This window comes from Aequorivita sp. IT1183 (assembly GCF_058068265.1).
This window is the reverse complement of sequence record NZ_JBYRHS010000001.1, coordinates 363,643-388,154: the sequence shown is the minus strand read 5'-3', so window position 1 is coordinate 388,154 and position 24,512 is coordinate 363,643. Positions and strand designations below refer to the sequence as shown.

The 24,512-nt window shown below is 37.3% G+C and carries 20 protein-coding genes and 1 tRNA gene; 12 read left to right on the top strand and 9 right to left on the bottom strand.

Annotation, left to right across the window (positions count from 1 at the left end):
- Positions 1-31 precede the first annotated feature (31 nt).
- Together AC3RVF_RS01695 and AC3RVF_RS01690 are read right to left on the bottom strand one after the other, a co-directional pair.
- A complete protein-coding gene (locus AC3RVF_RS01695; RefSeq protein WP_489690367.1) occupies positions 32-502 on the bottom strand; it encodes a CYTH domain-containing protein in 471 nt (156 codons plus the stop codon).
- A gap of 78 nt (positions 503-580) precedes the next feature.
- On the bottom strand, positions 581-1,228 hold the full coding sequence (locus AC3RVF_RS01690) for an NAD(P)H-binding protein (RefSeq protein ID WP_489692693.1): 648 nt from the start codon (positions 1,226-1,228) through the stop codon (positions 581-583).
- A 69-nt stretch (positions 1,229-1,297) separates the two neighbouring features.
- Between AC3RVF_RS01690 and dinB the strand changes: the two genes are divergently transcribed.
- Together dinB and AC3RVF_RS01680 are read left to right on the top strand one after the other, a co-directional pair.
- Positions 1,298-2,401: a DNA polymerase IV gene (dinB, locus tag AC3RVF_RS01685; RefSeq protein WP_489690368.1), complete on the top strand. Its 1,104-nt coding sequence runs from the start codon at positions 1,298-1,300 to the stop codon at positions 2,399-2,401.
- Between the two features lie 122 nt (positions 2,402-2,523).
- Positions 2,524-3,285, top strand: coding sequence for an SH3 domain-containing protein (locus AC3RVF_RS01680; RefSeq protein ID WP_489692604.1), 762 nt, complete (start codon positions 2,524-2,526; stop codon positions 3,283-3,285).
- Here the strand turns inward: AC3RVF_RS01680 and pyk are convergent, their stop codons facing one another.
- The 5 genes from pyk to AC3RVF_RS01655 form a co-directional block, all read right to left on the bottom strand.
- Positions 3,286-4,716, bottom strand: a complete 1,431-nt coding sequence (gene pyk / locus AC3RVF_RS01675) for a pyruvate kinase (RefSeq protein WP_489690370.1) — start codon at positions 4,714-4,716, stop codon at positions 3,286-3,288.
- A complete protein-coding gene (locus AC3RVF_RS01670; protein ID WP_489692603.1) occupies positions 4,717-5,208 on the bottom strand; it encodes an IPExxxVDY family protein in 492 nt (163 codons plus the stop codon).
- Positions 5,209-5,340: 132 nt separating this feature from the next.
- Entirely contained in the window at positions 5,341-6,084 is a 744-nt protein-coding gene (gene rnc, locus AC3RVF_RS01665) for a ribonuclease III (protein ID WP_489692602.1), read from the bottom strand.
- Between the two features lie 8 nt (positions 6,085-6,092).
- Complete coding sequence (gene fabF / locus AC3RVF_RS01660; protein WP_489690373.1) at positions 6,093-7,346, bottom strand: beta-ketoacyl-ACP synthase II; 1,254 nt, start codon at positions 7,344-7,346, stop codon at positions 6,093-6,095.
- A 10-nt stretch (positions 7,347-7,356) separates the two neighbouring features.
- Positions 7,357-7,590 carry an acyl carrier protein gene (locus AC3RVF_RS01655; RefSeq protein ID WP_014781833.1) on the bottom strand — a complete coding sequence of 78 codons (234 nt, stop codon included), beginning with the start codon at positions 7,588-7,590 and terminating at the stop codon, positions 7,357-7,359.
- A 226-nt stretch (positions 7,591-7,816) separates the two neighbouring features.
- Here AC3RVF_RS01655 and purN point away from each other — a divergent pair, with 226 nt between their 5' ends.
- From purN to AC3RVF_RS01635, 4 genes are all read left to right on the top strand, one after another.
- Positions 7,817-8,389 carry a phosphoribosylglycinamide formyltransferase gene (purN, locus tag AC3RVF_RS01650; RefSeq protein WP_489692601.1) on the top strand — a complete coding sequence of 191 codons (573 nt, stop codon included), beginning with the start codon at positions 7,817-7,819 and terminating at the stop codon, positions 8,387-8,389.
- Positions 8,382-9,014, top strand: a complete 633-nt coding sequence (locus AC3RVF_RS01645) for a ribonuclease H1 domain-containing protein (RefSeq protein WP_489690707.1) — start codon at positions 8,382-8,384, stop codon at positions 9,012-9,014. Before purN ends, AC3RVF_RS01645 begins: the two co-directional genes overlap by 8 nt.
- Before the next feature lie 90 nt (positions 9,015-9,104).
- Entirely contained in the window at positions 9,105-10,028 is a 924-nt protein-coding gene (locus AC3RVF_RS01640) for a PfkB family carbohydrate kinase (RefSeq protein ID WP_489692600.1), read from the top strand.
- Between the two features lie 107 nt (positions 10,029-10,135).
- A complete protein-coding gene (locus tag AC3RVF_RS01635; protein ID WP_489690376.1) occupies positions 10,136-12,034 on the top strand; it encodes an amidophosphoribosyltransferase in 1,899 nt (632 codons plus the stop codon).
- A 1,118-nt stretch (positions 12,035-13,152) separates the two neighbouring features.
- Here the strand turns inward: AC3RVF_RS01635 and AC3RVF_RS01630 are convergent.
- Entirely contained in the window at positions 13,153-13,761 is a 609-nt protein-coding gene (locus AC3RVF_RS01630) for a superoxide dismutase (RefSeq protein WP_489690377.1), read from the bottom strand.
- Positions 13,762-13,919: 158 nt separating this feature from the next.
- Between AC3RVF_RS01630 and AC3RVF_RS01625 the strand changes: the two genes are divergently transcribed.
- From AC3RVF_RS01625 to AC3RVF_RS01600, 6 genes are all read left to right on the top strand, one after another.
- Complete coding sequence (locus AC3RVF_RS01625; protein WP_489692599.1) at positions 13,920-17,060, top strand: UvrD-helicase domain-containing protein; 3,141 nt, start codon at positions 13,920-13,922, stop codon at positions 17,058-17,060.
- 25 nt (positions 17,061-17,085) lie between these two features.
- Entirely contained in the window at positions 17,086-18,285 is a 1,200-nt protein-coding gene (kbl, locus tag AC3RVF_RS01620; protein WP_489690379.1) for a glycine C-acetyltransferase, read from the top strand.
- 122 nt (positions 18,286-18,407) lie between these two features.
- Positions 18,408-19,793: an OmpA family protein gene (locus tag AC3RVF_RS01615; protein ID WP_489690380.1), complete on the top strand. Its 1,386-nt coding sequence runs from the start codon at positions 18,408-18,410 to the stop codon at positions 19,791-19,793.
- Between the two features lie 73 nt (positions 19,794-19,866).
- Positions 19,867-22,593, top strand: coding sequence for a PD-(D/E)XK nuclease family protein (locus tag AC3RVF_RS01610; protein ID WP_489692598.1), 2,727 nt, complete (start codon positions 19,867-19,869; stop codon positions 22,591-22,593).
- The gene (locus tag AC3RVF_RS01605) at positions 22,593-23,444 is read left to right on the top strand and encodes an alpha/beta hydrolase family protein (protein WP_489692597.1); all 852 of its coding nucleotides are present in this window, start codon (positions 22,593-22,595) and stop codon (positions 23,442-23,444) included. Before AC3RVF_RS01610 ends, AC3RVF_RS01605 begins: the two co-directional genes overlap by 1 nt.
- Positions 23,445-23,511: 67 nt before the next feature.
- Positions 23,512-23,585 (top strand) — tRNA-Ala (locus AC3RVF_RS01600).
- A gap of 113 nt (positions 23,586-23,698) precedes the next feature.
- Here the strand turns inward: AC3RVF_RS01600 and AC3RVF_RS01595 are convergent.
- Positions 23,699-24,493 (bottom strand): universal stress protein, encoded by a 795-nt coding sequence (locus AC3RVF_RS01595; RefSeq protein WP_489692596.1) that lies wholly within the window; start codon positions 24,491-24,493, stop codon positions 23,699-23,701.
- Positions 24,494-24,512: the final 19 nt, after the last annotated feature.

The window sequence follows — 24,512 nt, the reverse complement described above, 5'->3', positions numbered from 1 at the left end:
TGCTAACTGCAACTGCCAACTGCAACTTTCTTCAAATCCACTTTTTAAAAGGATTTTTACTCAAATTTGAGTTGTAATATTTAACATCGCCAGTAACCTCTTTTCCCACCCAATCGGGTTTTATGTAAGTTTCATCTTCGGCATCGAGCTCAACTTCGGCAATAATTAAACCTATGTTTTCGCCCATAAAATCATCAACTTCGAAAGTATGATCTCCGCTTGAAATTTCATATCGCGTTTTTTCAATAATCTCCGGTTCACAAAGGTGAAGTAGTTCTTCAGCTTCCGCGAGTGAAATCTGTTTTTCCCACTCAAAACGAGACAGTCCCGACTTATTGCTTTTACCTTTTACAGTAATAAAACCATCACTTCCCTGCACGCGAACACGAACTGTGCGCTCCGGATTGGTGTTTAAAAAACCCTGAACAATACGTGTGCGTTTGTGTGCTTCATTTTTAAAAGCTTCGGAAGTCACCAAAAATTTGCGTTCTATTTCTTGCATACATCGTTTATAAAGATTTGTCTGTTCGAGCGCATTCGAGAACTAATGGGAGGTTTCGACTGTACTCAATCTTACATCTTATTTTCCAATCATTTGTATTTTTTCCGAAGGGATAATTTTTTCAGGATACCCTTCTTTCGCCAAAACTACCATTGCATCTGAAATCGTTTCAGCTTTAATCATTTTGTATTTCTTCGGAATTAAAAAGCTGAAATTCTTCATAAAAAATATCGCAATTTTTTCACCCAAACGGTTTTCATCTCTATCGCCAACAATTAACGAAGGTTGCAAAATGTAAGTGTTTTCAATATTTTGGTTTAACACATCGCGTTGCATTTCACCTTTTGTTTTGTTGTAAAAAACGCTGCTGTTTGCATCTGCGCCTAATGCCGAGATTACAATATATGTGTTAATTCCGTTCTGTTTTGCAAGTTTTGCAGCGGTAACGGGAATGCCGTAATCAATTTTTTTATAAGTTTCTTTATCTGGGGTGTTGGCTTTTGTAGTACCAATACAGCAGAAAACTACATCTGCTTTAAATGATTCGGAATGGGCTTCTAATTGAAACATATCAATCAAATGCTCTTCAATTTTAGGCGAATTCTTTGCTACGGAACTGCGTGAAAAGAGAATTATTTTTTCAAAAGAAGCATCTGCCAATAGTTTTTCTAAAAGAATACTTCCGGTTAATCCAGTAGCTCCTAAAATAATTGCTGTTTTCATAATATAAAGATACTTACAAGGTTTTAAAAATCTTTGGGGTTTGGTAACCATTTAAGATACTATTTTTGCAGTATGCCGGCCGAACACCAAATTCGCAAAATTATTCACGTAGATATGGACGCTTTTTATGCGTCTGTTGAGCAATTGGATAATCCCGAATTGCGGGGAAAAGCTGTTGCTGTCGGAGGAAGTTCAGCCCGTGGCGTGGTGAGCGCGGCTAGTTATGAAGCGCGAAAATTTGGGGTTCGAAGTGCGATGAGTGGCGCAATGGCGCGAAAACTTTGCCCGGAACTTATTTTTGTTAAAACCAATTTTGATCGTTATAAAGAGGTTTCGAAACAGATTAGGAAAATATTTTTAGAATATACAGATTTAGTAGAACCGCTTTCTTTAGATGAAGCATATCTGGACGTAACCGAAAACAAAAAAGGCAATCCCAGTGCGTCGATGATTGCTGAAGAAATTCGTAAAAGAATTAAAGAAGTAACTGGATTAAATGCTTCGGCTGGAATTTCGGTGAATAAGTTTGTAGCAAAAATTGCTAGCGATATCAACAAACCCAACGGACAAAAAACACTGGGACCAGAAGAGGTGGAGCCGTTTTTGGAAACGCTGGATGTAAAGAAATTTTACGGTGTTGGAAAAGTCACCAAGGAGAAAATGTACCGTTTGGGAATTTTTACTGGCTTAGATTTAAAAAATAAATCGTTGGAATTTTTAGAAGAGCACTTCGGAAAGAGTGGCGGATTTTATTATAAGGTGGTTCGTGGAATTCACAATAGCAAAGTAAAACCCACACGAACGCAGAAATCCCTTGCAGCCGAACATACATTTTCTGAAAATATTTCTTCGGAAATTTTCATGTTGGAACGTTTAGAAGAAATTGCTTTAGAAGTCGAAAACCGTTTAAAACGAAGCAAACTAGCGGGTAAAACCGTAACTTTAAAAATAAAGTATCGTGATTTCTCACAACAAACTCGTAGCAAAACGCTTTCGCTTTTTGTTTCTTCCAAAGAATTAATAATGGAAGTGGTTAAAGAATTATTGTTTCAGGAAAGAATGAAGGAATCGGTACGATTATTGGGCATTTCAATTTCAAATCTAAACAACGAAACCCCAAAGAAAAAAGATCCTCCGAAGGAAACAATTGATGTGCAATTGAAACTTGAATTTTAGTCCCAGCCCCAGCCCTTCCCTTAGGGAAGGGAGTTTATGCCCCTCCTTTGGAGGACAGCGAATCATAAATTTTATATATGTAAAAAAGCTACCTATCTTTAACTAATTAAAAACTCCAGATTATGAAGACCATAGCTTTTTCAATTCTTTTTCTTGCAGGCATTACATTACTTTCTTCCTGTAAAAACGACGCTAAAAACAATGAAGACGCGCAAACTGTTGTAACAGATACCATTCCCGCAGAAACTACTCAGGGGTTTATGTATGTTAGCGCGGTTAGTGGATTAACGCTGCGCGAATTTCCAAATCTACAAAGCGCAAAACTTGCAGTAATGCCATTGGGTACGAAAGTAAAAATTGTGAATGCCGAAGATAAATCAACGATGAATGTTGGGGGAATTGATGGCGCGATGGATGAAGTGGAATACAACAACAATAAAGGATTTGCCTTTAGTGGTTTTCTGTCTAAATTTTCTCCTCCGGGATTAGATTCTTCAGCAAAAAATTATGCCGAAGAATTGAAAAAAGATTTTCCAAAGGTAAATTATTCTGAAGCCACCGGCGGTTCGGCAAGTAATCCCAATAAAACCGAAACCTTAATTTTACCAACCGACAAATGGCACGAAGCTTTTTTTACGGCTCAGCAGCTTTTTGAAATTCCAAAAGAATTTGCCTTTCCAAATCCAAAGGGTTCCAACAGTGAAACCCAACAAAACGGCAATAAAAAGAAAACCGATTTTCTCAGCGCGCTACAAATTTCTAGAAGCGACAATGCACTTCAGAAAATAGTTTATAACTACAAAACTACAGGGTTTGGTTATACGGTTACTATTACCAAAGAAGCTGACGTGATGAAAATTGAGAAAGTTGAAGTCGCAGATTAATTATTTAACCTGCGTTACTCGCAACGTGTTCACCATTCCTTTATCTACTATTGGCATAGCCGCAAGATTGATTAAATAATCGCCTTTGTGCACATATCCTTTTTCGAAAGCAATTCTATTTACGTCGTCTACAGTTTCATCTGTACTTACGTATTTATCGTAATAAAACGCTTTTACGCCCCAAAGTAAATTTAGACGAGCAAGAATGAGTCTGTTGGAAGTAAAGGCTAAAATATACGCCGAAGGCCTCCAAGCCGAAATCTGGAATGCTGTATAACCACTGTTCGTTAATGTACAAATTGCCTCTGCCTCAATTTCGTTTGCCATAAGTGCTGCGTGATAGCAAATGGATTTTGTAACGTAACGGTTGGTTTTAATCTGTGGTGGGTCTTGTGGAACGCGAATTAATTCAGAGGTTTCCACGCTCTTCAATATTTTTGTCATCGTTTTTATTACGGCAACTGGATAATTTCCTACGGAAGTTTCCCCCGAAAGCATAACGGCATCGGCACCGTCCATTACTGAATTTGCCACGTCGTTTACTTCGGCGCGGGTTGGTGTTAAAGAAGTTATCATCGTTTCCATCATTTGAGTCGCGATAATTACTGGAATACGTGCACGTTTTGCCTTAAGCACCAATTCTTTTTGAATAAGCGGTACTTCTTCTGCCGGAACTTCTACGCCTAAATCGCCACGAGCAACCATTAAACCATCGCAAAAGGCAATGATTTTATCGATGTTTTCAACAGCTTCAGGTTTTTCAATTTTAGCGATAATAGGAATTTTATATTCTGAATGCGCTTCAATTAGCGCCTGCAATTCTTTTAAATCTTCTGCGTGACGCACAAATGAAAGCGCCATCCAATCTACTTTTTGTTCAATTGCGAAAACGGCATCTTCCTTGTCTTTGGAAGTAAGTGCAGGAAGGGAAATACTTGTATTTGGAAGATTTACTCCTTTTTTAGAACGCAATGGGCCTCCTTGGACTACCATTACTTTTACTTCGTTTGTTCGGTTGGTCTCAAGTACTTCAAAAATAAGTTTACCATCGTCCAATAGTACGCGTTCTCCAGGATTCACATCTCTCGGAAAATTGTCGTAATTCATATAAACCCTTTCTCGAGTTCCTTCAAATTCTTCACCCGTACAGAAGTAAAGTTCGTCGCCAGGTTGCACAACCACTTCTTCTTTCATCATCCCCACGCGCAATTTTGGACCTTGTAAATCGCCCAGAATAGCTACGTGCGTGTCTAACTCTTCAGACAGTTCGCGGATTGTTTTAATGCTCTCTTTTACATTATCGTAGTTTGCGTGCGAAAAGTTAACCCTGAATACATCTACGCCTTCTAGAATCATGTGTTTTAGAATTTCTCTAGACGAGGTAGATGGGCCAAGTGTGGCAACTATTTTGGTTCTTTTTTGATTTGACATTTAATCGAAAATTAAATTATTCCTTGATTTTATATTCTCTATTTCTACTGAATAGGCAGAGATTACCTGTTTTATATCGTTTATTTCTGAAAGAATTTTTCGCAAAGGCAAAGTTTCAAAATCTGAATAAATTTTCAGAAAATAATCTACTTTTTTGAATTCAGGAAGTAGATAATGAACCCTTGATTTTTCGGTAGCCATTTCAGCAAAAAGGCCGCCAGAACTCTGTAAACCAGCTTCAACAGACCTGCATTTGTTGGCTAATAAGTAAAAGTGGGTGTATTTATGTACATCCTCAAAATTGTACAACGGAAATGTTATTAGTAAGCCTTCCGTTGAAAAGTCGAGATCAGTTTTTTTTCGCTTTAACCTCATATTGAGGTGGCGATTTATTAAATATGCCAATTTATAATCTTCCTCACTGCAATGGATTGCAATGAGCGCATAAGGCTCTTCAAAATCTTCGTCAAAAATTAATTTGAGGTTCGCCATTCATCTTCAATATTTTTATTAATGTTGGATACCGTTGAAAGATATCTACTCACAAAAATAAGCAACTTTAAAGGTATTAGCTAGAATACAGAGTTGCTATTGAAAAATTTGACGTAAATATAACTTATTGACTTAGGGGGTTTCTGAATCAACTTTTATATGAAGTTTATAAAACGCTCTTTTTGCCGCGCGCTCCTCAGCTTTCTTTTTTGAAGTAGCACGAGCCTTTGCAACTACTTCGTCACTGAGTTTTAAACGAACAGCGAAATGTTTCAACTCATCTTTGCCATTGTCTTCGTAGACCTCAAAATTGAATTGTTTTTTGTGTTTTTGGCACCATTCAATAAAGAGACTTTTGTAACTGATAACCTTCCCTTCCAGTTTTTTTATATCCACATAAGGTTTAATAACCCTTTTCTGAATAAATTTTTCGCAATACTTAAATCCGCGGTCTAAATAAATAGCACCAACCAATGCTTCAAAAACGTTCCCGTAAATATTCCCACTGAATTGTTGCGTGGGAATGGTTGTTTTTAAAAATTTAACAAGGTTTAAATCGCGACCCAGCTCATTCAAATGCTCGCGGCTTACTACTTTGCTTCGCATTTTAGTTAGGTAACCTTCGTTTCCTTCGGGTACTTTTTTAAACAAGTGTGCGGCAATTACCGCACCCAGCATGGCATCGCCCAGAAACTCTAGCCGTTCGTAATTTTGTGGTCGGCCGCTTGTATTTTTTTCGTTGGTGGAACGATGTGTAAAGGCAGTTTCGTAAATGGAAATGTCTTTGGGACTAAAGCCTAATATTTTCTTTAAGGAATTAAAAAATTCCCCGTTTTTATCTGTACGGGAAGAAAATATGTTTTTAATGGAAGCCATTAATTGTTTTAGGCATCAAGTTTTTTAAAGAGCACGCATGCATTGTGCCCACCAAACCCAAATGTATTGCTCATTGCAACTTTAATGTCGCGTTTTTGAGCTTTATTAAGAGTAAGATTTAAGGATGGATCAATGTTTTCATCTACCGTTGTATGGTTAATGGTAGGTGGAACAATCCCGTGTTTCATTGCTAAAATAGAGGCAATTGCTTCAATAGCACCTGCAGCGCCTAACAGGTGCCCGGTCATAGATTTTGTTGAATTAATATTGATGTCTTTAGCGTGTTTGCCAAAAACTTTTACAATAGCTTTCAATTCTGCAACGTCGCCAAGTGGTGTTGAGGTTCCGTGGGTATTTATAGTATCCACTTCATCTGAACTCATATTAGCATCGCGCAGTGTGTTAATCATAACACGTTCCACGCCAATACCGTCTGGGTGTGGGGCCGTCATATGGTAAGCATCGCTGCTCATACCACCGCCAACCACTTCGGCATAAATCTTTGCGCCACGTTTTTTAGCGTGTTCGTATTCCTCTAGTATTAATGCTCCAGCACCTTCACCTAAAACAAATCCATCGCGTGTCGCATCAAATGGACGCGAGGCAGTTTCTGGGCTATCGTTGCGGGTAGACAAGGCGTGCATGGCGTTAAAACCACCCATTCCTGCCATAGTTACTGCTGCTTCGCTTCCGCCTGTAACAATAACGTCGCAATGGCCCAAACGAATGTAGTTTAGTGCGTCAATCATTGCATTAGCAGAGGAGGCACAGGCCGATACCGTAGTATAGTTTGGCCCCATAAAACCGTGCTTAATAGAAATGTTTCCGGGCGCAATGTCCGCAATCATTTTAGGAATAAAGAAGGGGTTGAAACGTGGTGTTCCATCCCCTTGTGCAAAGTTTATTACTTCATTTTGAAAAGTTTCCAACCCGCCTATTCCGGCTCCCCAAATAACACCAACGCGGAATTTATCAACCTCATCAAGGTTAATTCCTGCGTCTATAATAGCTTCGTCTGAAGAAACGAGGGCGTATTGGGCAAATCGATCTAGCTTTCGGGCTTCTTTTCTATCAAAATGATCTTCTGCGTTGAAATTCTTCAATTCGCAAGCGAATTTAGTTTTGAACTTTTCAGCATCAAAATATGTTATGGGCCCACAGCCACTTTTCCCACTAATTAGCGCATCCCAATATTCTTGAATATTGTTACCAATAGGGGTAAGGGCACCAAGGCCTGTAACTACAACTCGCTTTAATTCCATAGAAGAATTGTTATTTTGCTGCTTCTATATAGGAAATTGCTTGACCTACCGTTGCGATGTTTTCTGCTTGGTCGTCTGGAATCTGGATATCAAATTCTTTTTCAAATTCCATTATAAGCTCTACAGTATCCAAGGAGTCCGCTCCTAAGTCGTTAGTGAAGCTAGCTTCGTTTACAACTTCGTTTTCGTCTACACCTAATTTGTCTACGATAATCGCTTTTACTCGTGATGCAATGTCTGACATAATTCTTGATTTTTAAATTTAATTATAAGTGGCAAAAATAAAATATTTTAATTGAAAACACCATTTAATGTTGAAAATGTGAACAAGATGATTTTTACTTTCACACTGTGCAACAAATTTTGACTAACCAATTTAAACAAATTTAGGCGAAGTAAAACCCTATTGCCGTACTTTTGTTGTTTTATTTAATAATATTTAACTTCGAGAAAAACTTTTGGAAACGGGAATGAAGAAGCGGATTGTAATTTTTGCGTCGGGTAGCGGTACCAATACCGAGAACATTATTAAATACTTTCAACGAACCCAGTTTGCCGAGGTCGTTCTGGTTCTTTCAAACAAGAAGAGTGCCAAAGTGTTAGAGCGCTCCAATAAGCTTAAAGTAAAGGCAATGTTTTTTACAAAAGAAGAGCTTTTTTCTGAAGAAGGAGTCTTAAATACTTTAAATGAAACGAACCCAGATTTAATTGTTTTGGCTGGTTTTCTGCTGAAATTTCCCGACATTATTCTAAAAAGTTTCCCGAATAAGGTGATTAATATTCATCCGGCGCTGCTTCCGAAATATGGTGGCAAGGGAATGTATGGCAACTTTGTGCACGAAGCTGTGGTGCAAAATAAAGACGTTGAAACAGGAATTACAATTCATTATGTGAACGAAAATTATGATGAAGGCGCAATTATTTCGCAGAAAACAGTGACCCTTTCGACAACAGAAACTCCAGAAACGGTGGCTGAAAAAATTCACAACTTAGAATATGAGTGGTTTCCACAAATAATTGAAGAAATACTTCGCAATGGGTAAAAAGCAAAAATTTTATGTGGTTTGGTTTGGCAATCCTGCAGGTATTTTTAAAAGTTGGAAAGAATGTAAACGTTCAATAGATGGTGTAAAAGGGGCTCAATACAAAAGCTTCGAGACCTTTGCAGAAGCCAAAACTGCATACAGTAAGAGTTTCGCCGATTATAAAGGGAAGACTGTAAAGAAAACAATTTCAAAAGAACAGCTTCTAAGAATTGGTGAACCTAACCTTTATTCTATTGCTGTAGATGCAGCCTCTAGCGGCAATCCTGGAATTATGGAATATCGCGGGGTGGATACGCAAACACACAAACAACTTTTTCATCAAGGCCCTTTTCAGCAGGGCACAAACAATATTGGCGAGTTTTTGGCGCTAGTACACGGTTTGGCTTTTCTTCAAAAAAAAGGAAGTGACCGAATTCTTTATACAGATTCGCGCATTGCAACGGGCTGGGTGAAGAAGAAAAAATGCAACACAAAACTGAAACAATCCGCAAAAAACAAAACACTTTTTGAATTGGTTGAAAGAGCCGAAACTTGGCTTAAAACCAACAAATACGAAACTAAAATCGTAAAATGGGAAACCAAAGCTTGGGGCGAAATTCCTGCAGATTTTGGCAGGAAGTAAGAACTGTGCCTTATTTTTTTGAAAGCTGTTAAAAGGCAATTCTATTATCATTAAATTCCTTAAATTTGCACCTCATTTCAAAAACCCTTTATGAGCAAACTCGTTATCGTTGGCACTGTTGCCTTTGACGCTATTGAAACCCCTTTCGGGAAAACCGATAAAATTCTTGGTGGTGCCGCTACCTATATAGGCTTAGCAGCTTCACAATTTAATGTTGAAGGTGCAATTGTCTCTATTGTTGGTGGTGACTTTCCGAAGGAAGATCTTAAAATGCTTGAAGCAAAAGGTATGGATCTTACCGGACTTGAAGTTGTTGAAGATGGAAAAACCTTCTTTTGGAGCGGAAAATATCATAACGATATGAATACTCGAGACACTTTAATCACAGATTTAAATGTACTCGCAGATTTCAATCCACAAGTTCCAAATGAGTATCGCGATGCTGAAGTGGTAATGTTAGGAAATCTACATCCACTCGTCCAATTAGGAGTGATTGAGCAAATGAATTCACCAAAATTAATTGTACTGGACACCATGAATTTCTGGATGGACAGCGCTTTAAATGAACTGATGCAAGTTATTGCCAAAGTAGATGTAATTACTATAAACGATGAGGAGGCAAGACAACTTTCCGGTGAATATTCACTAGTAAAAGCAGCGAACAAAATTATGGAGATGGGGCCAAAATACATGGTGATTAAAAAAGGTGAGCACGGCGCGTTGCTTTTTGGTGATGACGATGTGTTTTTTGCTCCCGCAATGCCATTGCGCGAAGTTTTTGACCCTACTGGAGCTGGCGATACATTTGCAGGTGGATTTACTGGATACTTAGCAAAAACTGGCGATTATAGTTATGAGAATATGAAGAATGCTATTATAAACGGCTCCGCGCTGGCTTCATTCTGTGTGGAAAAGTTTGGACCAGAAAGATTGCTAAACCTCACAAAAAAGGAAGTGCACGAGCGTATTCAGCAATTTAAAAGCTTAACACAATTTGATATCAAATTAACCTAAATACGCGCCCTGAAAATTCAGGGCGTTTTTTGTAATTTTAATTTAAAGTTAGAATGGGAGCGTACGAGCAAACTAATAACTTTTAATCATAAATATTATCTTCTAAAATGAGCGACGCGTTAAAACACGAATGTGGAATTGCACTGGTAAGACTGTTAAAACCTTTGGAGTATTACAAGGAAAAATACGGAACAGCTTTCTACGGTGTAAACAAAATGTATTTAATGATGGAAAAGCAGCACAACCGTGGTCAAGACGGGGCTGGTTTTGCAAGTATTAAATTAGACGTAAATCCTGGCGAGCGCTACATAAGCAGAGTTCGATCCAATGCAGCGCAACCTATTCAGGATATATTTGCACAAATAAATGAGCGAATAAATCTAGAATTTTCTGAACATCCAGAATATAAAGATGATGTTGCTGCGCAAAAAAAGAACATTCCTTATATAGGTGAATTATTTCTGGGTCATGTGCGTTATGGTACCTTCGGAATAAATAGTGTGGAAAACGTTCATCCTTTCCTACGTCAGAATAATTGGATGCACCGCAACTTGATTATTGCGGGAAATTTCAATATGACGAATACTAACGAGCTTTTTGATAACCTCATAAAACTCGGAATGCATCCAAAAGAAAAGGCCGATACCGTTACAGTAATGGAAAAAATAGGTCACTTTTTAGATGATGCAGTTCGCAAACTTTATAAAAAAGCAAAAGCCAAAGGGTTGAATAAACAAGAAGCTTCTCCCTATATAGCCAAGAACCTAAACGTTGCGAAAATTCTTCGGAGATCTGCAGCAGATTGGGACGGCGGTTACGCAATGGCTGGACTTTTGGGCCACGGAGATGCATTTGTATTGCGCGATCCTGCGGGAATTCGCCCTGCATATTATTATCAGGATGATGAAGTTGTTGTTGTAGCGTCCGAAAGACCTGCAATCCAAACTGTGTTTAATGTGCCTTTTGAAGAAGTAAAAGAGCTTGAGCCGGGTAATGCCATAATAATAGAGAAAAACGGTAAGGTTAAACTCTCTGAGATACTAGCGCCTTTGGAGCGAAGATCTTGTTCTTTTGAACGTATTTATTTTTCTCGCGGAAGTGATGCCGAGATTTATCAAGAGCGTAAAATGTTAGGAAGATTGGTAATGCCTAAAGTGTTGAAGGCAATAGATTTCGACACCGAGAATTCTGTTTTTTCTTTTATTCCGAATACTGCCGAAACTTCCTTTTATGGAATGCTGGAAGCAGCTCAAGATGAGCTGAACAAGCAGAAAAATGAAGCAATTCTGAATGAAAAGGACAGCTTAACGGTAGAGCGACTTCATAAAATACAAACACATAAAATTAGAACCGAAAAAATAGCAATTAAAGACGTTAAACTAAGAACCTTTATTACCGACGATAGTAGTCGAGACGATTTGGTTGCACACGTTTACGACGTTACTTACGGTGTTGTGAAGCCCGAGGATAATCTGGTTATTATTGATGACAGCATAGTACGTGGAACTACATTAAAAAAGAGTATTTTGAAAATGCTCGATAGGCTGGAGCCAAAGCAGATTGTAGTAGTTTCTTCGGCACCACAAATTCGTTACCCCGATTGTTATGGAATCGATATGGCACGTCTTGAGCATTTAGTTGCTTTTCAAGCAGCATTGGAATTACACAAAGATCGCGGAACTTATAACGTTGTTGAAGAAATATACCATCAATGTAAAGAACAGGTTGCAATGGAAGATACTTCAGTAATAAATCATGTTAAAAAATTATATGCACCTTTTGAAGATCAGGAAATTTCTGATAAAATAGCTGAAATAATTAGTGATGAAAATATAAAATCCAAGGTAAAACTTATCTTTCAATCAGTAGATGACTTGCATAAAGCCTGTCCAAAAAATCTTGGAGATTGGTATTTTACAGGTAATTATCCTACAGCGGGAGGCAACAGGGTTGTGAATCGGGCTTACATAAATTTCTATGAAGGTAACCCAGATCGTGCCTATTAATTTTTAAAATTTTAACAGTCCGAAAACCGTTTAACGAGATTCTACATCACTTAATCGAATATCTTGATTGACAATACTTTATAGTCAAAACTTGAATTATATTTACGCTTACCATAAGACGTAAGTAGGTTAGGTCTATGGTAAGATTTGGGGCAAAAAAGGTAGGCGAAAGCCTGCCTTTTTTCATTTTTCCAAATCTTTCGGGGTGGCGAGCACCGTCACCTTTTCTTTTTGTGTTGTACATTTTGTTGCGAGCCGTTTCCATTTTCCTGTAGCGAAAGCCTGCCTTTTTTCATTTTTCCAAATCTTTCGGGGTGGCGAACACCGTCACGTTTTCTTTTTGTGTTGCACATTTTGTTGCGAGCCGTTTTCTCTTTCCTGTAGTGAAAGCCTGCCTTTTTTCATTTTTCCAAATCTATTGGGGTGGCGAGCACATCACTTTTTCTGTTGTGTTTCACATTTTGTTACGAGCCGTTTCCTTTTTCCTGCAGCTAAGGCCTGCTTTTGTTAGGTTTCATCCTTCTCTTTGGTTGTATGCTTTTGTTATTGATTTATAAAAACTTCGACATTTATAATTTATTTTGGGCTACCATCCAATATGTTAAAATTTTAACTAAAATGTTAGCTTTAGTATCAAAATGAAACCAATTTAGCTTTTCAACGAATAAACAAGCAATTCATCTAAAACCGTATTTTTGAGTTACATAATGTTATATATTTGGGCATACCATTAGCATAAGTAGGTTAAGTTCATGGTAGATTTGGGGCAAAAAAAGACAAACTCTTGTTTGTCTTTTTTTATGCCCAAAACTCAACGGGGTGGCGAGCAACTATATCTATTATATTTCAATACCTGTTATAGCGAGCCGTTTCCCTCAGCTTAAAACTTTTGTTTGTTTCATTTTAAATTGAACGACTTCACTTTTCCAAACTCAATGGAGTATAGGGCATCAATTTCCATTATTTTTCAATACCCGTTATAACGAGTCGTTTCCTTCCATTTAAAACTTGTGTTTGTTAGTTTCATCTTTAGAAGGGATTCATCAAAAACTCTGACAAAAAAAAATCCGCAGCCCTAAAATTGGCTGCGGATTTTATTAAAATTGTTTATTTATGCCCTATTTATTCTTGGCATAATTAGAAGTTACTTCTTCCCAGTTAATCACATTCCAAAATGCACCAACATAATCTGGGCGTTTGTTTTGATATTTTAAATAGTATGCGTGTTCCCAAACATCCAATCCTAATATTGGTGTTCCGCCGCATCCTACTCCTGGCATTAACGGGTTATCTTGATTTGGCGTAGAACAAACTTCTAACTTTCCGCCTTCATGCACGCAAAGCCAAGCCCATCCAGAGCCGAATTGAGTTTTAGCAGCATTAGAGAATTTTTCTTGAAAAGCCTCAAAGCTTCCGAAGGAATCATCAATGGCTTTCGCAATATTACCTGTAGGTTTACCCCCGCCATTTGGAGACATTACTGTCCAGAATAGACTGTGGTTATAATACCCTCCGCCATTGTTGCGAACGGCCTTATTTTCCATATCTAAATTAATCAATATATTTTCAATGGTTTTACCTTCCATATCGGTGCCTTGAATGGCATCGTTCAATTTATCGGTATATCCTTGGTGGTGCTTGTCGTGATGTATTTCCATCGTTTTGGCATCAATGTTTGGTTCTAAAGCATCAAATGCGTACGGTAATTTTGGTAATTCGAAAGACATAATTATATCGTTTTTTATTGGTTACTACTAATTTTACCCAAATTTAAGCATTCTCTTATCTTAAATGTGTTATAGGTTTTATAAGATTTCTATATAGGTATAGATTAATTTGATTTCAAAGACATAAAAGCAGTATTTTAGTGCAAAAAGTTACTTCCTTGGAAAAAAAATCCTCCTTTTCAATTTATAACGCCGCAGCTGGAAGCGGGAAAACTTTTACGCTGGTAAAGGAATATCTAAAACAAATTCTCTCGTCAACAAACGATGATTATTTTAAACATCTGTTGGCCATCACGTTTACTAATAAAGCGGTGGCCGAAATGAAACAGCGTATCGTAGAAACGCTAGTAAATTTCAGCAATGAAAAAAGTGTGGTAGCGCCTTTGCCAATGATGCTTAAAATTGCTGAAGAAACTAATACGAGTATTGAAGAAATACAAATCCGCTCGCGAAAAATTTTAAAAAATCTACTTCATAATTATGCGGCATTTAGCGTCGAAACTATTGATAGATTCAACCATAGGCTTATTCGCACTTTTGCGCGCGATTTAAAATTAGCAACCAATTTTGAAGTTACTCTCGAAACTAACGAACTTCTGGCCGAGGCCGTAGATTTACTGTTGAGTAAAGCTGGTGAAAATAAAGAAATCACAAAAGTTTTGCTCGACTTTGCTTTGGAAAAAACGGACGACGACAAATCGTGGGATATTTCGAGAGACATTGCCAGTGCGGCTAGATTGCTTTATGACGAAAATGACGCGGATCATGTTTCAATTTTGAAACAGAAAACTTTGAATGATTTTTTACAATTCAAAAAACAATTGGTTTCAAAAAAGAAGCGATTTTCCGAAGAAATAGAATCGATCGCTTCGGAAACACTTCAACTTATTGAAGAAAGCGGTTTGGAGCATTCCGATTTTACGAGAAGCACATTGCCAAATCATTTTTTAAAATTAAAAGCGGGAAACTATGATGCTTATGGCAATAAACTTCAAGAAAACCTCGAAACAGAAAAAGGACTTTATAAAGTAAAGGAAGCCGCTTTTATCGTAGATACAATAAGTAGTTTGGTTCCAAAACTTCTTTCCAATTATATTGAAATAAAGGAAAAAGTAAACAATTACACCCTGTACGATTCAATCCTAAAAAACATAACTCCACTTTCGGTAATAAACCTTGTAAATCAAGAAATTGAAACGATAAAGGCGGAAAAAAATGTGTTACCTATTTCAGAATTTAATTCGCTTATTAATAAAGAAATAAAAAATCAGCCGGCACCATTTATTTACGAACGATTGGGCGAAAAATACCGCCACTTTTTTATTGACGAATTTCAAGATACTTCAAAATTACAGTGGGAAAATTTGATTCCGCTGATTGATAACGCGTTGTCGCAACAAATAGAGCCAAGCTCCGGCAGCCTTTTATTGGTAGGCGATGCCAAACAATCAATATATCGTTGGCGTAGCGGATTACCTGAACAGTTTATGGATCTTTATGAAAATGCCAATCCGTTTCAGCGCGAAAAAGAAGTTTATCCATTAGCCACTAATTATCGCAGTTGTGCCGAAATTGTAAATTTCAATAACGAATTTTTCACTTTTACTTCTACTTATTTTGCTAATGCGGGCCACGGAAAATTGTATCTCGAAGGCAACAATCAAAATTGCAACGACAAAAAGGACGGTTTTGTAAAATTTGAATTCATTGAAAAACAAAAGAAATCTGAAAAGGATGACGCGTATTCAAACCTTGTTTGGGATGCTATCCGCAGCGCAAAGAGTAAAGGTTTTGAAGAAAGTGATATTTGTATTTTAACACGGCGGAAGGCAGACGGAATTGCGCTCGGTTCCTTTTTGATGGCGCAGGGCGTTTCAGTTATTTCATCGGAAACATTATTGTTACAATCTTCGCCTTTGGTGCAAATTTTGGTTTTTGCGCTGCAAGTGTGTTTGTTTCCAAAAAATGATGAAGCCAAAATTCACCTACTGGATTTACTGCACGACCACCTAAATATTTCAGAAGAAAAACATACTTTTTTCGCAAAATTTCTGAATATTTCAGAAGAACATTTTACTAAAAATTTAACCGAATATAAAATTGATTTCGCCTTTGCCGAAATGCGTTCCGTTTCGCTTTATGAAGCCTTTGAATACTGCATCGAAAAATTTAAAATTGCTGAGGTGGCGGACGCATATCTTTTCGGATTTATGGATTTGGTTTATGAATTTGAACAAAAACCGCAAGCAGATAAAATTTCGTTTTTAGACCATTGGGAAACAAAAAGAGAAAGCGCTTCAATTCCTGCCAGCGAAGGAACCAACGCTGTACAATTAATGACAATTCACAAAGCAAAAGGACTTGAGTTTCCAGTAGTAATTTTTCCGTTTGCCGATATTCAATTGTATGATGGAAAGTTTGACAAACTGTGGTATCCGTTGGAAAATGATGATTTCAACTTTATAGAAGCACAAATAAATTACAAAACTGAAATTGCAAATTATAGCGAAATTGGTGAAAAAATGTATAATGAACATAGAAGTCAGTTAGAGTTAGACAACATAAATCTGCTCTACGTTACGTTAACTCGGGCGGTTGAAAAACTCTATGTTTTTTCCGAAATGCCCAAAGAATCTAAAGATGGAATTCCTTCAAGTTACAACCAGCTTTTTATGGAATTTTTGAAACAAAAGGGAATGTGGAATGCCGATCAAATGCTATATGAATTCGGAAATGATTTGGAGAAAATTTCGAAAGTAAAGGAAGTTGTTGTGCAGATGGAGCCACTTTACCTTTCAAGTAGCCCAAAAGCACACGGTTTGAAAATAGTTTCTTCCCAAGAAATTTACTTGGAAGAAGATACTGCCGCTGCTATTTCGGCGGGAAATCTGCTCCACGAAACCATGGCTCAAATTTACTCGGAAGCGGATGCAAAAAAGATTTTGATGGAATTGGAGGAGCGCGCAATAATTCCGAGGGAAGAATTTGAGAGCTTACAGAAAACGGTTTATCAAATTATAAAACACCCCAATTTAGAAAAACTGTTTGACGGAAAAGATAAAGTTTATAACGAACGAAATATAATTACAAAAGATGGTTTGGTTTTACGGCCCGACAGAATAAACATCGACGAAAAAAATGCGGCCGTTATAATTGATTACAAAACAGGAAGTTCAAGTATTTGGCACAATGAACAACTAATAGATTATGCGAATGCGCTACATGAAATGGGTTTTTCGGTCTCCGAAAAAATACTTATATATAGTAACGAGGATGAAATTTTAATAAATAAAGTTTAATTTTGAACTTTAAAAATCAGAGAAAATGTACGGAAAAATTAAAGAACACCTTCAGAAAGAACTTGAAGAAATAAAGGAGAATGGACTCTACAAAAGAGAGCGAATTATAACTTCGCCCCAAGATGCTGAAATCACGATTTCTACTGGCCAAAAGGTTGTAAACTTCTGTGCGAATAACTATTTAGGGCTTTCGGCTAATAAAGAAGTTATTCAAGCTGCCAAAGATGCAATGGATACGCACGGTTTCGGGATGTCTTCTGTTCGGTTTATTTGTGGAACACAGGATATTCATAAAGAATTGGAGCAAAAAATAGCCGATTTTTACGGCACTGAAGACACTATATTATATGCCGCTTGTTTTGACGCAAATGGTGGTGTTTTTGAACCACTGCTTGGCGCAGAGGATGCTATAATTTCAGATTCACTAAATCACGCTTCTATTATTGACGGTGTACGCTTGTGCAAAGCTGCGCGTTATCGCTATGAAAATAGTAATATGGAAGATTTAGAAAAGCAACTTATTGCTGCAAATGAAAACGGAGCTCGTTTTAAACTTATAGTTACAGACGGGGTATTTTCCATGGATGGTTTAGTAGCTCCGCTTGATAAAATCTGCGATTTAGCAGATAAATATGACGCTTTAGTAATGATTGACGAATGTCACGCCACAGGTTTTATAGGCGAAACAGGTCGTGGCACCTTAGAAGAAAAAGGTGTAATGGGTCGTGTTGATATAATTACAGGAACGCTAGGAAAGGCACTTGGTGGTGCTATGGGTGGTTACACTACCGGTAATAAGGAAGTTATTGAAATGCTTCGCCAGCGCTCTCGACCTTATTTGTTTTCAAACTCGTTGGCGCCTGCAATTGTTGGTGCATCAATCAAGGTTTTTGAAATGCTTTCAAACAATACTTCATTAAGAGATAAGCTTGCAGAAAACACTGCATATTTCAAAAAAGGGATGAAAGAAGCTGGTTTTGATATTATTGATGGCGATTCGGCAATTGTGCCCGTAATGCTATATGATGCAAAGCTTTCACAACAAATGGCAGACAAATTATTGGAAGAAGGAATTTACGTAATTGGGTTCTTCTTTCCAGTTGTTCCAAAAGACAAAGCAAGAATACGCGTGCAGCTTTCTGCGGCGCATAATAAGGAGCATTTAGACAAAGCAATCCGCGCCTTTATTAAGGTGGGAAAAGAATTAAACGTTATTGCCGTCTAAATCCTTTATTTACGTATCAATAGCACCGATTTTAGGAAAATTTTATTAGATTTGCTTTTGTTTATAAAATTTAACAACTTACTTTTGCTCTTAATTAACACTTAAAAATTAAACAATCGAATATGAAACATCTTACCAGATTATTAGTTGCTGCTGTCCTATTTATGGGAATCGGGGTAGCGAACGCGCAAGACGAAAACAATCCTTGGGCTGTTGAGATTGGTGTAAACGCTGTTGACGTTTATCCAGCTGGTCTCAACGAAGACCAAGTACGTATCCCAGCAGGTGCTAAAGGGGATATCTTTGACGAGTATTTTAATGCAAATGACCACTGGAACATTCTTCCATCGGTTTCAAGACTAGCTATCAGTAGATATATTGGAAGCGGTTTTGTATTCACTGCAGCAGGTTCTATCAACCAAATCGACAGATTAGGTGATCTTCCTGCAGACGATCTTAGCTACTACAGTGCAGATGGTGAAGTTAAATACAGCTTCAAAAATGCATTAAACAGCAGCTGGTTTGATCCTTCTATCGGTATCGGTGGGGGTTATACTTGGGTTGATGATATAGGATTTGGTACTGGTAATGCAATTGCTGGTGTTAAGTTCTGGTTCAACGAATACCTAGCTCTTAACTTACAATCTACTTATAAGCATTCTTTCGAGGATTCTTACGGAATCACTCACTTCCAGCATTCAGCTGGTGTTGTTTTCCAATTTGGAGGAAAAGATACTGACGGTGATGGTATATATGATAAAGATGACGAATGTCCAGAAACTCCTGGTTTAGCTGAATTTAACGGATGTCCTGACACTGACGGTGACGGTATTGAAGATAGAAATGATGCTTGTCCTAACACTCCTGGTTTAGCTGAATTCAACGGTTGTCCTGATACTGACGGTGATGGTATCGCTGATCCACAGGATGAATGTCCTACTGTAGCTGGTTTAGCTGCTCTTAACGGATGTCCTGATGCTGACGGTGATGGTATCGCTGATAAAGACGATGCTTGTCCTAACGAAGCTGGTCCTAAAGCTAACAACGGTTGTCCTTACAAAGACAGAGACGGTGACGGTGTTCTTGACAAAGATGATCAGTGTCCAGATGTTGCTGGTACTGTAGCAAATAAAGGTTGTCCTGAAGTTTCTGTAGAAATCATCAAGCAATTGAACGATTACTCTAAAACTATCTTATTTGATTATGACAAAGCATCTATCAGAAAAGAATCTTATTCTGCACTTCAAAGTATTGCAGACATAATGAAAGAATATCCTAACGCTAGCTTCTTAATTGAAGGACATACTGATAGCCGAGGTAGTGATTCTTACAACGAGAAATTGTCTCACGAAAGAGCCTCTTCTGTAAGAGATTACTTGACCACAATTGGTATGGATGGTTCAAGATTGACTTCTAAAGGTTTTGGTGAAGTTAGACCAATTGCAACAAACAATACTGCAGCTGGAAGACAACAAAACCGTCGTGTTGAAATTTCATTAGTGAAATAATTTTCAACCAAAAGTTTTAATAAATTATTTTGAAACGCCTCCGATTTTCGGGGGCGTTTCTTATTTTTAGGCTATGCTAACATTCCTTCAAGAAACCCTAGCCGACATAAAGAATTCGGGTTCCAATATTTCAGAAATTACATTCATTCTCCCCAGTAAAAGAGCTGGTGGATTCCTAATGAATGAATTGAAAAAGAACATCGAGAATACGCAGTTTGCTCCACGCATTTGCAGTATCGAAGAATTTATAGAAGATCTGTCCAATCTTAAAATTATAGATAATACCGAACTGATATTTAAAAGCTATGAAGCCTATTTAAAAACAGCTAGTATTCCCGATAAAGAAGATTTCGAAACCTATTCAACTTGGGCAATTACGCTATTAAACGATTTTAATGAAATAGATAGATATCTGGTGGAACCAACACCTTTTTTTGGTTATCTGGCCAGTATCAAAACTTTGGAAAGATGGGGAATAGAAGATGAAAAAACGGAGCTAATAGCAAATTATCTCCGCTTTTGGGAAAGCCTGCCTTTGTTCTATGACAATATTCAAGCGCTACTTCTAAAAGAAAATATCGGGTATCAAGGAATGGTCTATCGCGAGGCGGCAGCAAATATTGAACACTATATTAATAGTAGTAAAAACAAAAAGCATGTCTTCATCGGGTTTAATGCTTTGAATGCTGCAGAACAGAATATTATTCAAGAGTTACTTGAAGCTGAAAACACCCAAGTTTATTGGGATACAGATCAAGTTTTTTACGAAGACGCTAAACACAGCACTTCACATTTTATACGGAAATATATAAATGAATGGAAATATTTTCAGAACGAAGCCCCCAAGTTTATCGCTGAAAACTATCATACACCAAAACATTTTCAACTTGTAGAAGTTCAAAAAAATATTGGTCAAGCAAAGTATGTTGGGGAATTGCTTTCAACGCTGACTAAAGAAGAAATCGATAAAACGGCCATTGTATTGGGCGACGAGAATTTGCTGATTCCATTACTATATTCATTGCCGGAAAACGTAAAGAGCGTGAACCTTACAATGGGTGTATCGCTAAAGAATTTTCCTGCCGTAGTATTTTTCGAATTACTTTTTTCCATCCATCACCGCGATGCGGGATCGCTTTATTATAAAGATGTACTTTCAATCTTAAATCACCCTTTGGGGAAGGGATTAATAGCGAATGCAAGCGAGATCTCTCAAAATTTAACGCGTGACAACATAACACATATTACCGCAAGTGAATTAATTCAACTTTCAGATGCTGCTGAAAATAAGATGCTCCAGCTTCTATTCGAAAATTGGAAAGATGATAGCAATATCGCTATAGAATCATCCTTAAAGATTATTGAAGAACTTCAACAAACCAACAAATCTAGCACGATTGAAAGTGTCGTACTGCATCAACTCAGCAAGGTTTTTGGTAAAATTGAAGCGCTGAATCAAAAGTATCCACACCTTAAATCCATCAAAAGTGTTCTGACGCTTTTTTCAGAATTAACTTCTGCAACTTCGCTAGATTTTGAAGGCGACGCCTATAACGGTCTTCAGTTGATGGGAGTGTTGGAAACGCGCGTGCTCGATTTCGAAAATGTAATTATTACTTCGGTAAACGAAGGTATTTTTCCCTCCGGAAAATCGAACTCTTCGTTCATTACTTACGATTTAAAACAGCAATTCAAGCTGCCGCTTTTCAATGATAAAGACGCTATTTATACGTATCACTTTTACAGATTGTTGCATCGAGCAAAAAAGATTACCTTAATTTATAACAATCATTCCGAGGGGATGAACACGGGTGAAAAGAGCCGTTTTATAAGACAATTAGAAATAGAACTACAACCAAATCACACGCTTAACAAGCGTATTCTCTCGCCCAAAGTGCAAATAAAAAAGCAAACTTTACGGGAGATTTCAAAAACTGAAGCCGTGATGCAGCGGTTGCGCGAAATTGCTTCCAAAGGATTTTCACCTTCTGCCTTAACCAGCTATATCCGTAATCCTTTAGAGTTTTATTTTCAGAAAATTTTGAGGCTAAACGAATTTGAGGAAGTTGAAGAAAATGTAGCAGCAAATACGCTTGGAACCATCGTTCACGACACGCTAGAAATATTCTATCAGCCATTGGAGGATACTTTGCTAACAGTTCAGAATTTGCGTGAAATGAAGACGCGAATCCACGATGAAGTAACTTCGCAATTCAAAAAAACATTTAAGGGAGGCACATTTACAAAAGGAAAAAACCTCATTGTTTTTGAAGTGGCGAAGCGCTATATTTCTAACTTTATTGATCGCGAAATATCTGATGTTGGAGCTGGAAATACAATAAAAATCATCAAAATTGAAACAAATCTAACTTTGGAAATTCCTTTTTCAGAGCTTGATTTTCCAGTAAATATCCATGGAAAAGTAGATAGGGTAGATGAATACAATAGTCAACTTCGAATTATAGACTACAAAACAGGTTTGGTAAACCAGGGCGATGTTGAAATAATTGATTGGGAAGAATTAAACCAAGATTATAAATTCAGTAAAGCTTTTCAGATTTTGACGTATGCTTTGATGATGAATAATGAAATACCTATTAAAAATGCTGAAGCAGGCATTATTTCATTTAAAAATTTAGGGAGTGGATTTCTGAAATTTGGAACAAAAACTTCAGCTTACAGTAAAAGAGACCAGCAGATAAACACTGATACTTTGGAAACTTTTACAATAGAATTAAAGAAATTAATTTTGGAAATTTGTGACGCAAATATTCCTTTCACCGAAAAAGAAATAAATTAATGATAATTAGAAAGAACAAAATTCTCGCTTCCGAAAACAAGAAGCCAATATTATACGATGTTTATTATTACGAAAGTGCAAAGCCATTGCCGGTTGTTATTTTTAGTCACGGTTATAAGGGTTTCAAAGATTGGGGTGCGTGGCGTTTGGTAGCTGAAGCTTTTGCCCAAGCTGGATTTTGTTTCGTAAAATTCAACTTTTCGCATAACGGCGGAACGATGGAACAGCCTATAGATTTCCCCGATTTGGAAGCTTTTGCCGAAAACAATTTTAGTTTGGAGCTGGATGATTTGGATAGAATTTTAAACGAAATTGAAAAAGGAAACGAAAACTTTCCAAAAGAGATTTCAACCATTTCTTTGATTGGTCATAGTCGCGGCGGCGGAATTGTATTAATTAAAGCCGAAGAAGATAGTCGAATTAATAAAGTGATTACTTGGGCGAGTGTAAGCGATTTTAAAGCGAGATTTCAAGAAGAGACGGAAGGTTTTGAAGCTTGGAAAGAAACAGGAGTTACGCACGTTGAAAACAGCAGAACGAAGCAAATGTTACCCCATAAGTTTCAATTTTATAGAGATTTCAAGAATAACGAGGAACGTTTCTCCATTCACCGTGCAGTAAAGAGTTTAAAAATACCTTTACTTATTGTTCACGGAAGCGATGATCCTACGGTTTCTTTAAAAGAAGCGCAGGCTATTCATTCGTGGAATCTAGAAAGTGAATTTGAAATAATTGAAAATGCAGATCACGTTTTTAACGCTATACACCCTTGGGATGAAAGCATTTTGCCAACCCAACTTAGAAATGTAACTGCAAAAACAATTGATTTTTTAAAATCAACTTCGTATTAAAAAATTCACTATTTTTGGCATCCTAATCAGCAAATGTTCTTACGCTTTAAGAGCTTTGGAACACGACGGGGGATTAGCTCAGTTGGCTAGAGCGCTTGCATGGCATGCAAGAGGTCATCGGTTCGACTCCGATATTCTCCACAAAAAAACCATCAGTTTAAGCTGATGGTTTTTTGTTTTTATCTTGTTTAGAGATTTCGATGTCAGGTTAATTCTGTAATCGAGCACTGTAATTTTATTTTGAGTACTGCATCCTATTCCTGAACCGGTAAAACTAATAGCGGCTTGCTAGTATAAAATTCTTTTTTCAAGATTTCATTCTTTTCCCAAAGCTTTTTAAAGAAACCGCGTTTTCTTCTTACAACGCAAAGCATATCTGGATTATACTGTTGAAAATATTCAATTACTGCCTGAAAAGTGGTAGCGGCTTCAACTTGTGTATACGAAGTTTGCAGCGCCTTTAAGTTGTTAGTTACGTTTTTCATTTCTTCCGTAGTTTCTGGAGTTTCTACGTGAAGTACGTGAACTTCAGTACCAAAACTCTCTTTGAATCTAGCAACGACTTCTAATAAATCATCGTGTTCAAATGTTCCATTTTTAAAAGCCATGAGCATGGTTTTTGGGGGGGCAAACTTGGCTCCCTCGGGAACAACTAGGATTGGAATATTGGTTTGCTTCAGCAATTTACCTGAAGTTTTACCTAAATAAACTTCTTCTTTTATGGAATTACTTCGCGGCGATAGTACCATTAAATCAATTGGAACTTGTCTGCTTATTCGAGCCAATCCCTCCAAAACTTCGCCTTTAACAGGATGGGCAGTAACGTGTACGTTTTTACTGTCCACTTGAGAGAGAATTTCATTTAATCGATTTTCAGATTCTTCCTTTAAAATGTTATTCAATTTTGAAAGACTGCCAACTTTTGAAAGTTCCTGAAATACAGAAACTACATATACATTCGCGTTTATCGATTCGGCCAAATCTATGGCGTATTGTAAATTACTAACTGAGTTTGCTGAAGAGCCAACGGGAACCAAAATATTTTTCATATGGTGAAAACTTCTAATT